The organism is Alicyclobacillus shizuokensis NBRC 103103 (genome assembly GCF_001552255.1).
GTDB lineage: Bacteria > Bacillota > Bacilli > Alicyclobacillales > Alicyclobacillaceae > Alicyclobacillus_G > Alicyclobacillus_G shizuokensis.
In genome coordinates, this window is record NZ_BCQV01000067.1 from 1 (window position 1) to 10,487 (window position 10,487).

The 10,487-nt window shown below is 57.5% G+C and carries 12 protein-coding genes; 5 read left to right on the forward strand and 7 right to left on the reverse strand.

Annotated elements, in window-relative coordinates; translation table 11 throughout:
* The first annotated feature begins 423 nt into the window (after positions 1-423).
* A complete protein-coding gene (locus ASH01S_RS16505; protein WP_067929541.1) occupies positions 424-924 on the forward strand; it encodes a hypothetical protein in 501 nt (166 codons plus the stop codon).
* Positions 925-1,523: 599 nt separating this feature from the next.
* Complete coding sequence (locus tag ASH01S_RS19895; RefSeq protein WP_505578101.1) at positions 1,524-1,925, forward strand: YolB family phage-derived protein; 402 nt, start codon at positions 1,524-1,526, stop codon at positions 1,923-1,925.
* Here ASH01S_RS19895 and ASH01S_RS16510 read toward each other — a convergent pair.
* On the reverse strand, positions 1,900-3,210 hold the full coding sequence (locus ASH01S_RS16510) for a sensor histidine kinase (RefSeq protein ID WP_067929542.1): 1,311 nt from the start codon (positions 3,208-3,210) through the stop codon (positions 1,900-1,902). The genes ASH01S_RS19895 and ASH01S_RS16510 overlap by 26 nt on opposite strands.
* Entirely contained in the window at positions 3,207-3,899 is a 693-nt protein-coding gene (locus ASH01S_RS16515; protein WP_067929549.1) for a response regulator transcription factor, read from the reverse strand. Before ASH01S_RS16515 ends, ASH01S_RS16510 begins: the two co-directional genes overlap by 4 nt.
* A 249-nt stretch (positions 3,900-4,148) precedes the next feature.
* Here ASH01S_RS16515 and ASH01S_RS16520 point away from each other — a divergent pair, with 249 nt between their 5' ends.
* Both ASH01S_RS16520 and ASH01S_RS16525 read left to right on the forward strand, forming a co-directional pair.
* On the forward strand, positions 4,149-4,364 hold the full coding sequence (locus ASH01S_RS16520) for an SHOCT domain-containing protein (protein ID WP_067929543.1): 216 nt from the start codon (positions 4,149-4,151) through the stop codon (positions 4,362-4,364).
* A gap of 43 nt (positions 4,365-4,407) precedes the next feature.
* Positions 4,408-4,836, forward strand: coding sequence for a DUF6220 domain-containing protein (locus tag ASH01S_RS16525; RefSeq protein WP_157067205.1), 429 nt, complete (start codon positions 4,408-4,410; stop codon positions 4,834-4,836).
* Between the two features lie 292 nt (positions 4,837-5,128).
* Here ASH01S_RS16525 and ASH01S_RS16530 read toward each other — a convergent pair whose 3' ends face one another.
* Genes ASH01S_RS16530 through ASH01S_RS16550 form a run of 5 tightly spaced genes read right to left on the reverse strand, consistent with a single transcriptional unit; the run spans position 5,129 to position 9,908 of the window.
* Positions 5,129-5,920, reverse strand: a complete 792-nt coding sequence (locus ASH01S_RS16530; protein ID WP_067929545.1) for a (2Fe-2S)-binding protein — start codon at positions 5,918-5,920, stop codon at positions 5,129-5,131.
* Complete coding sequence (locus ASH01S_RS16535) at positions 5,917-6,783, reverse strand: ABC transporter ATP-binding protein (protein WP_083517287.1); 867 nt, start codon at positions 6,781-6,783, stop codon at positions 5,917-5,919. The genes ASH01S_RS16530 and ASH01S_RS16535 overlap by 4 nt, the downstream gene beginning before the upstream one ends.
* A gap of 55 nt (positions 6,784-6,838) precedes the next feature.
* Positions 6,839-7,873, reverse strand: a complete 1,035-nt coding sequence (locus ASH01S_RS16540) for a FecCD family ABC transporter permease (RefSeq protein WP_067929547.1) — start codon at positions 7,871-7,873, stop codon at positions 6,839-6,841.
* Positions 7,870-8,928, reverse strand: a complete 1,059-nt coding sequence (locus ASH01S_RS16545) for a FecCD family ABC transporter permease (protein ID WP_067929550.1) — start codon at positions 8,926-8,928, stop codon at positions 7,870-7,872. The genes ASH01S_RS16540 and ASH01S_RS16545 overlap by 4 nt, the downstream gene beginning before the upstream one ends.
* 44 nt (positions 8,929-8,972) lie before the next feature.
* Positions 8,973-9,908, reverse strand: coding sequence for an ABC transporter substrate-binding protein (locus ASH01S_RS16550; protein WP_067929551.1), 936 nt, complete (start codon positions 9,906-9,908; stop codon positions 8,973-8,975).
* A 335-nt stretch (positions 9,909-10,243) separates the two neighbouring features.
* Here ASH01S_RS16550 and ASH01S_RS19340 point away from each other — a divergent pair.
* Positions 10,244-10,487, forward strand: a 244-nt coding sequence (locus tag ASH01S_RS19340; RefSeq protein ID WP_067929548.1) for a PadR family transcriptional regulator, incomplete at its 3' end; no start/stop codon positions are given.

Genomic DNA, 10,487 nt, shown 5'->3' on the forward strand with positions numbered 1-10,487 from the left:
GTTCGAGTTGCTCGGTGGCATTCGCACGTTTGTCATGGGACCAGCACCCGATTCGAGCGTCTCAGATCGGCGCGGATGAGTGGACATCATGGACCGGGCGATGACACGTTCGGACTGCAAGCTGTCGGTCGGCTTACGCACCACAGCATTGCTCCTGTATATAGGCACCAAGCGAAAAGCCCTCTACCGTACGGAATCACCCGGTTCCAAAACGCTTACAGGCCCCTGCGCACTTCCTATTCCCAAATGTAGCTGTGGCATACAAGTGGTTGTAGCCAAGCGACCCAAGGATGGCAATAATAGCAGCCGGTCAAACACATCGGCACACTTTCAGAATCACCAAATCCAGGAGGATATTCGATATTTGTAGCGAAGTTATACGCGTTAGTACATGATACCAGACTTGGCGAGGAGGTTCCTTAAATGCAAGTGAATTGGAATACGCAATGGCTTCCACAAACGTTCACGACAAACGCAGGTGCTCAGGGATCATCAGCGTCGTCGGCGATGGGCTCGACATTTGCGGATGTCATCAATGACACACTCGAACTATCGGATGACCCAACGTTGTCGTTCCCACCAAAGGACGCACCTGAAGCATTGCAACAAGCTTATAGTCACTTGTCCGAGAGCGACAAATTTGCTCTTGCGGCAACGGTATTGGGAATGCAGGCAAAGGTCCACACACGTGTTGTTGACGGTAGGCTCACCATCCTTGGCCCGACTGATCCTGGATACGTGAATATTTATGAACAATCGAATTTGAGCGTCGGGGACTTTTTAAATCAAATGAAGCAGTCAGTGCTCAATGATGAGAATGTTGCAGGGTACACTCAAGGTAGAGAACACGTGATCAATCTTATTGATCAACTGATTCAATCTGTCACCCAGGCTGGCAGTATCAATCAATCTCTTCAAGGCTAGAAATCCTGTGTGTCCTTCAGGACAGATGCAATGGGGGGATTAATCGTGAAACAATCCAAGGTGATTTGAGGATTAGTCAGTTGCATTGCATCGATTGGATTACTGACTGCCACTGCTTCTGCTGAACCTGCTCCACCGTTAACGAGTTTTACATTTTACGCAGGCACATCCGATGGTACAGGATATGTATGGGACTACTACTATCCTTATGGAGATCCCACTCCGCATGTAGCTGCTCAACCTATGACTGGGACTACAGGCTATTTCGCGCTCTTTGAAGACGGTAGCGGAGACGACACTACCATTCAGTTATCCTATGAAGGAAATACACTAACAGGTTTTTAGCTGCTGATGATACTCCTCTTACAGATTCGGCAGGTATAGTATGGGGCTGGATTGCATATCGAGGCTTCACCCTAAATCAAGTACCTCAAAATAGTTTGGATACCATTTTTACTTCTTGCCGGAGTTTGGTTTTTCCTTACAACACGTATTATGATTACGTCGATGTTGATATAAACTCGTCCACCAATACAAGCACGGCACCACAAACTTCTGCTGTGATCTCAAATTCAAATGAATCAACTAATGACCCAACTATGAATGCTTACAATTTGCTTTCAATTGTGGCAGATATACGGATTCATGAGCTTGATCATGAAACAGTAAAACAACCTACAATTAACTACAACCAATTTGCGGAGCTACTCGATAAAAATGAGATGGTACGATCCAGTCACAAAACCACGGTACCATCTTACTTAGTAAAGTCGGCTCAATTGATTGGACAGAAGTATGGTAAGTCCATCGGTGATAAAGTCCTAGCGGATCTCGTCAAAGCATACAAACTTGGTTTGGTTAATTCCCGGACTCTTTCTCTCCGGACGCAGGCACGGACCGGTCGATACCGCCACACCGACGAGGCGGGGCCCGGCGCCGGCGAAATCCATCCTCCAACTCGATGCGGGTCCCGGATTAAGCGTCCTGAACCCATCCCGTAAGCAGGGCGCCCCCCTCCGGATGGTTCGTTGCAACGAGATCGCCGCCGTGGGCTCGGAATATTCGTCGGGCGATAGTGAGTCCGAGCCCCACTCCTCCCGTCGCCCGATTCCTCGATGCTTCGCCTCGGTACAGCGGATCGAACACGTGATTCAGCTCTTCACCAGAGAAACCTGGCCCCGTATCCCTGACCGAGAGGATGGTTTTGCCGGGCTCTTTGTGCCACTTTACGAAAATCTCGCCACCGGATGGCGTATGCCTCAGTGCATTGTCCAGCAGATTATTTATCGCACGCTCCAATAAATGCGAGTCCGCCCAAACCACGCACCCATAGGCGGGCCTCTCCATGATGATGGACACGGCCTTATCCTGCGCCTGTGGACGCAGACTGTCCACGGACGCCTCCAGGACACAGGCAAGGTCCACCTCATCGTAGTGAAGTGTCTGTTCCATGTACTCGAGCTTCGTGAAGGCGAATAGGTCGGATACGAGACGGTCGAGCTGGTTAGACTTTTCCTTGCACACCGCCACGTACTTCGCCATCTTTTCCGGCGTATTTGCGATGCCCTGTTCCAAACCGTCCAGGTAACCCCGGAGGGCGAATAAGGGTGTGCGCAAGTCATGGGCAATCGCGCCGATGAAAAAGCGTCGTTCCTCTTCTAATCGGGCTTGTTTTTGAAAAGATTCTCGGAGGCCGGCAACCATAATCTCAAAACCGCTTCGCACCTGAGCGATTTCCGTGACACGGGAAACCGGCAGACGAAAATCGAGATCGCCCTCTGCGATTTGTCGAGCGGCGCGGCTCATGGACTCAAGAGGCTTTACGACATGCCGCCCCATTTGGAATCCGACAAAGAAAATCGCAAGAATCACCGCGGCCAAGGCTGAAATCGCGGCGATAGCACTGTTTTCGTTGGTGGTTGACGCAAAGACCCGGACAGTGCCCAGGACCTGACCGTTCTCGACCACCGTAGTCTGTTGGCTCGGCATCCACTGGGGCCCATGCCGATGACCGGATGAAAAGATCTCGTGATTCGACGGCGAAAGGATGGTCGCTTCCATTCCGGCATCCGTCAATTGCTTCCGCAAATGGTTCTGCCACGCAGGGTTCGTCCAGTCCCCCGGGTTCTTGATGATCTCGTTCATGGCCTGGTTCAGAGCAATTTGCTGTCGTGGACGGTGCCATTGCGACCACGGCTGCAGAACCAGGCAATAGACCAGCCATGGGAAGACGACAATCGAAAGTACGCCAACCACCATGTACTTCCGAATGCGCACGGTCTTCATCTCGGTATCCCCTCAAATCGATATCCAACTCCCCACACGTTCACGATGTACCGCGGATTATTCGGATCGATTTCAATCTTCTCCCGAATACGGGCGATGTGGACTCTGACGGTGTGTTTATCCCCCATGCCGCCCCAGAATTTCTCAAGCAAATCGTCATAAGTAAAGACTTGCCGAGGATGCTCGGCAAAGAGACGCACCAAATCGTATTCCTTCGGGGTCAGGGAGACTTCCTGCCCGTCTACCCGAACCTCTCTTGCCGACAAGTCCAGCTGCAGCCGCCCGTACTGCAAGATGGTCCTGCGGGAAGTCTGCGGGGAACGATAGCGGCGCAACACAGCTTTTACGCGTGCGACCACCTCGGCTGGCGAAGCCGTTTTGACGATATAATCGTCTCCGCCCAGCCCCAGCCCTCGAATCTTGTCCACGTCATCATCACGTGCGCTGAGGAACAGGATGGGCACGTCGCTCTGAGCCCGGATTTCCCGACACAGCTCAAACCCGTTCTGGCCCGGCATCATCACATCAAGAAGGATGCAATCCACCGGTTTATCGCGCATCACCGTCAACGCCTGAAGTGCATCGTGTGCCACCTCCACACGAAACCCATCATTCTCCAGAAAATCCCGCATCAATTCCACGATAGCTTCATCATCGTCCACGACCAACACCGTTTGTAACGGATCCATAAAATCCATAAAAATCGGTCTCCCGCCGTCTGGTTCCTGCTCACAGATGCCACACACGCAACCGAAACTACGGTCAGTTTACCACTCTGAAAGTGACAGTTTGCTTCCACGTCGGCGTTATGACTCGAACTGTGATGGATTGTTGATCGTTTCGTGACGTTCTACTCCTTTGTTTGAGACATTCGTCGCGTATGCTCGTAGCGTGCTGAACGGAACAGAGCACACAACGTTTGGAAGGAGGTCTCACTCATGTGGTGGGGACATCATGGATTTTGGTGTTTCGGGGTTCTGCTCCTGATTCTTATCATCGTGTTTTGTATTGTCCGCGTATTTGCCTTCGGCGCCTGCGGACATTGCCGCCGGCGGTGGCCTGACGATGCCGAGGCCATCCTCAGAAGACGGCTGGCGAACGGTGAGATTGACGAGTCCGAGTATCAGAAGCTAAAAGACGCCCTGAAAAAGTAACTGCCTGACGGCATAGGTTTGGAAAAATGTTGAGACCAGGCGCATGGAGGGATGGTCAGGATTTGACCCAACCAAAGGAGTAGGTGAAATGAAACGGATATGCTCGGCTGTGCATCAAGGTCTCAGCGTCCTGATACTGATAGGTGTGATTGTAGAGTTTTTTCTCGCAGGTACAGGGATCTTTCATGCCACGACTTTCCAGATTCACAGAGTGACAGGCGTACTGTTATGGGCGGGATCTGCACTGCTGATTTTGTTCGCCTTGATGGGCAGAACAGGGCGTAAGACCATTGGCTTTTCAGTACTGCTGTTTGTGCTCTTGTTCATCCAGCCCCTGCTGTTACAGATCAACCAACCTTTTGTCGAAGCACTGCACCCGCTCAATGCGTTAGCCATCATGGCCACGAGTGCTTACCTCGTTCGTCTTAAAGGCTTGAGGACTCAGGACAAAGGAGTGAAACATATGGGATAAAATATCCATATGATCCTCACTCTGCAAACCACAGGGGGCCGTCACTCGGCCCCTATTCGTATGGCAGCGTGGGGTCCGGCGCCCTCCCTCCCCTTCACGATCCGGACGCGCCTTGAACCTGCGCCACTCCACGCCAACACACCGCCTTCGTGATTCGCGCGTCCATGCCTTTACTCTCTTAACCAAATGAGCAACTCCTCAATACTCACCTTAGTTACAGCAGGGGGAAGATCGTTCCGGGCGGAGCATGCCGACATCTTATAGCCAGGCGCAAGCGGATACTGCCGGAAGCTCAACCGCCCCGCGCTCGCTCTCGGAGAGCCTGCCGTTGCTCGGGGCGCAGGCGCGGACAGGTGTAGCAATATTGCCCTCCTTCGGTCTGGTAGTACAGGCAGCAGCTCGTCCTTATGGGAATACAACGAGTGGCGTCTGCCCCGTCGTCAATTAGCCGGATGCGAACGGAAAATGGATTCTTGTTCCTGCCAAACACTGCCGAAGGCAGAGCCCGTAACGCGTCTAAGTCTTCCTGCACGCGGCGCTGTGTGTCTTGGTCCTTTGCCTTTGCGAATAGAACCTCCCGAAACGTATAGAAACGAGAAGGCAACTGGCCCCACAGCTGGCCGGCCCCCATAGACGATGTCGCAGCCAGGGATTCCAGCAGCGGCCGCATCGTCCCGACGTAGACTTTGCCCAGGACGCGCGTGCGCGCCTGCATGCGAGACGCCGTATCCTCCGGCAGGGCGCTCTCTGCCCAACGGTGAAGCCGAAATGAGAAGGCGTAGTAGCCTCCCGCCTGGTACAACTCAATTTGCAAGTTGTCCAACGACAAATCGAGGCTCCGGTTGCCAATGCTGAGGAAAAACTGCTGCGCCAACGCGATGTCGGCCAACCAGCCGCTGAAGTACGCAGCCGCCGGCTGCAAGGTCCGGGCCCGGATGCAAGCCGCGTACTCGGTTAACAAGCGCCTCGCCCCCTTTGCATTCAGCAGATCCCGGGCCGGGACGGATAACACCGCATCAGGCTGATCCCGCTCGTCGAAGTGAAGGTTCGCCTCCAGGCGCAGCCGCTCAGCGCCCCAAGTCATCGAACACCACCCTCGGCCGCTTCCAGAACATCGAGAGACTCGCCCTCTGACGGCGCAGGATGGCTCGACGCCTGCCCCGCACCCGCCGCCAGGTCGAAGGGCAGGCAGAGAGGTACGCCCGTCCTCGGGTCCGCGACGATATCCGCCTCCACCCCGAACACATCGCGCAGCACCTCGCGGCAGACGACCGCCTGCGGTGCACCCTCCGTGACCACCCGGCCAGACTTGAGGACCACCATATGGTCGGCGTAACGGGAAGCCAGGTTTAAATCGTGCACCACCATGACAATCGTGCGGTTGTGGTCCCGGTTGAGACGCCGGAGCAGCTGCAGGATTTCCAACTGGTACGTGATGTCCAGAAAGCTCGTCGGTTCGTCGAGAAACAGAATGTCCGTTTCTTGGGCCAGCGCCATGGCTATCCACGCCCTCTGCCGCTGCCCGCCGGACAGCGCATCCACAGGACGATCCGCAAACGGGTCCATGCCCGTCAGCTCCAGCACACTCGTGATGACGCGTCGATCCGATGGGGTCAGGGTCAGCCCGCGCCGGTGCGGGAACCGGCCATAGGCCACAAGCTCCGCCACCGTCAGCCCTTCCGGAGCACTTGGGTTTTGTGGCAGAATGGCGAGCTTCTTGGCCACCTCCCGGGTCGGCTGCGCGTGAATGGCCTTGCCGTCCAGGATGACCTCCCCCGCCTGCGGGCGCAAGATTCGCGCCAACGTCTTCAGCACCGTGGATTTGCCGGACCCGTTCGGGCCCACCAGAGCGGTCACCTTGCCGGTCGGGATCGTCAGGTTCAAGTCCCGGACAATGAGCGCGCCGCCATATCCAATCGCCACCCCTCGCGCCATCAGTCTGTCCAACGCCATCGCCTCCTTGTCTTCTTCTCGCATCAACGGCCAAGACCAGCTAGCCGCGTCACGAGTCCGACTTGGCCAGCAAGTAGAGAAAGTAGGGAGCCCCCACCACAGCCACCACGATGCCCGTGGGGATCTCGGAAGGCTGGAGCACAGTGCGCCCAATCGTATCGGCCACCAGGACCAACAGTCCCCCGACCAGCGCGGAAGCTGGCAGCAGTGCGAGATGGTTCGATCCCACCAAGCGGCGCGCCAGGTGCGGGGCGATAAGGCCGACAAAGCTGATGGCCCCGCCCACGGCCACGGCGGCTGCGGCCAGGCCCACCGCGCCCGCCAACAGGCGGATGCGTGCCCGCTCCACCCGGATGCCCAGGCCGGCGGCCATCTCCTCGCCCAGGTTCAACACGTTGAGCACGGCCGCCTGGCTGTACACAAACGGCAACAGGACCAACAGCCAGGGGAGAAGGGCGAGCACAAACGCCCAGCTGGAGCCCAGGATGCTACCGGCCAGCCACTCGCTGACAAACTGATACCGGTCTGGGTTCAGGCGTACGGTCAACACAATCATCGCGGCGTCAATCCCGGCCGCCACGGCGACGCCGGAAAGGACAAGACGCACCGGGGAGACACCACCGTGCCGGTAACTCAAGGCGTAGGTGAGCCACCCGGCGAAGCCTCCGCCGACACAGGCGAGACACGGCAGCAGCCAGGTAGGCACAGCATCGTTGGTGGGGTACAGGAACGTGAACAGCATCACCACCAGTCCCGCCCCCGCATTGATGCCGAGAATCCCCGGGTCCGCCAGGGCGTTGCGCGACACGCCCTGCAGCACACACCCGGAGACAGCCAGCCCGACGCCGAGCAACACGGCGATGAAGAGCCGCGGCAGCCGGAACGAGTACAGGGCGAGCTGATCTTCTGTCGATCCCGCCCCGGCAAAGGTGCGCACGACCTCCACGGGTGACATCCGGATGTAGCCGGTGTCCAAGCTGACCAACAATGCCGCGACCAAGAGCAGCACGAGCGCGATCATGACTGTGCGCGTCCTGCGCGTCCGTGACTGCGACGAGTCAGACCATAAGGAGCGAATGGTCATTCCGCCAGCCTCCCTACGCGCCTGCGCGCCAGGAACAGAAAGAACGGCACCCCAATGAGGGCAATCAGGGCGCCCACCGGCGTTTCATACGGCGGGTTGACCAAGCGCGCGGCAATGTCGGCCACGAGCACCAGCAAGCTCCCGAATACGGCCGAGCAGGCAATCACCCAGCGATAATCTACGCCCACCAAAAACCGCACCACGTGCGGTACAATCAGGCCCACAAAGCTGATGGAGCCCACCACCGAGACAGAACTGCCTGCCAGGACCAACACCGTCAGGGCCGCGCCCAGCTTCACCCAGCGGGTGCGCTGACCAAGATTGACGGCCAGCTCATCGCCCAGACTCAAGACGGTGATGGAGCGCGCCAGGAAGAGCGCAGCCACCAGGGCGCCGCCGACCCAGGGCAGCAGCAGCTTCACCTGCAGCCAGGTGGCGCCCGATATGCCGCCTGCCGACCAGAAAGCGAGGTCCTGCCCGACCTCAAAGCGAATGGCGATGGCCTGGCTGAGCGCGGTGAACAGGGCACCGATGGCCGCGCCGGCCAGGGTTAACCGCACCGGGGTCAACCCCGCCTTGGATAAAGAGCCAATGCCATACACCAATCCGGCGGCGGCCGCCGCGCCCAGGAAAGAGAACAGTGCCAGGTACACGTACGGCAGCCCACGAAACAGGGCAAAACAAAGCGCCAAGACGAATCCGGCGCCTGCGTTCAGGCCAAGCAGCCCGGAATCCGCCAACGGATTGCGCGTCAGTCCCTGCATCATGGCGCCGGCCACCGCAAACGCGGCACCGACCAGAACAGCGCACAGGGTGCGCGGCAAGCGCAGGCCAAGGACGATTTGCCCGGCCATGGTGTGCTGCCGGCCCGCCATCACGACGTGCCAGACGGTCCCCAGCGAAAGATGACTCGCGCCCGCGCAGAGGGACACCACGGCGGCCGCCACGAGCAGCAGCAATCCGCCCAACAGCACGGCCGGACCTGCCAATCGCCTCCGGCCCAGGATGGCGGCTGTACGCTCCTGGATGTTCGCTTGCGTGTCGCCATCGGTCATCAGATGTCGGTCGTCATCCGTCGCCAGGTTCACACGCACGCTTCTTACCTCCCTTGCCTCTGCCCCGGTTTGTTCTCCTTCGCGTTTTGCTTCAGCATGTCCACAAACAGGTCAATCTGCTTCGTGATGGAGATGGGATCATACGGATAGAAGGTATTGAAGTCGTTGTAGAACACACGGTGCTCCTTGACAGCCGGCAGGTCTTTCCAGACAGGCGACTGACGCAGGTTCTTCAGCGCCGTACCTTTGTGCTCCGGATCGTACGAGGTCAGGAACATATAGTCGGCCGCGTACTGCGGCAAGGCCTCCAGCGACAGTTGCAGGTACTGCTTGTTGCTGGCCGCGAGTTTGGGCGGCAACTTGAATTTCAAGGCGTTGTAGATGGCCTGGCCGCCGCGCCCCCAGTTGGCGCCGAACACCCACAGGTCTCCCTTGTCCGTGATCTCGTACAAGCCCGCTGTGGCGCCGGGAGCGACCACGCCCTTGAGGGCCTTGCGCCCGGCTGCCGCCTTTTCCCGGTACTCCGCCAACAGCCGCTCGCCGGGCTTGGTCTGGCCGACAATGCGGCTGAACAAGTGCACAGTTTCGTCAATGTTGTGCGCGGTGCCGTAAGGTATGTACAGCGTCGGGGCAATCTTGGACAGCTGGTCGTAGTTCTTGTCGCTGTCGGTCACGATGAGGTCGGGCTTGAGCGCTAACGCCTTTTCGACGTTGATGGGATCCCCGACATCCACCGCGCCTTTGAGCTTGTCCTTCAGGAACGGGTTGGTGAACTCCAGCGGCGCCGCGCCGATGACGTGGCCGCCCACGCTCAACAGTTCACCGGCGTAGTAATCGGTGAGAATGCGTTTGGGGTGGGCCGGAATCTGCACCTTGCCTTTCACCGTCTGGATGGTGCGGGTTGCAGCGTCGGCCGATGAATGTGAAGCTTGCGCAGTATTCTTGGAACCCACGTTGTCACGGCCGCAGGCGCTTATCATACCCACTAGGGCGAGCGCGCTCACGGTGAGTTGAACAACCCTTTTCTTGTTTCGAAGCAAAGGAACTTCCCCCTCTACGTTTCACGGCTTGGCCGGATAATGTTGACCTCTATGGTCATGTTTAGCTACGACTATTCTATAGTTAGTGTTCACTAACTGCAAGCATTAGTTTTTAGAAATGAGATCGAATAGCCTCTTCATCGGCGGTGGATGACGGGCGTTGGGCGGACAGCATGTTCAGGAGAATCGCATTGACACAGCGAGCGGATCGCGATAGTATTCTGTTTGACTTAATAAGTGATGCGTAATAATCCGGTCCGGAAGAGGGAGATTCTGTGAATCGTGACCTGAGCACCCGTTTTTCCGATCCGCCCCTGCTCATCCTCGTCAGCCTATCGGACGGCCCGAAGCACGGCTACGCGATGATGGAGGACATTCGCGCCTTTTCCGGGACTCAACTGGAACCCGGCACCTTGTACGGGGCCATCACTCGCTTGGAGAAGCACGGGCTCATCGCCGCCTGCGAAATGGAAGAACGAAGGCGCCCCTATCGCATTACGAATGCCGGCCGGGAGTGGT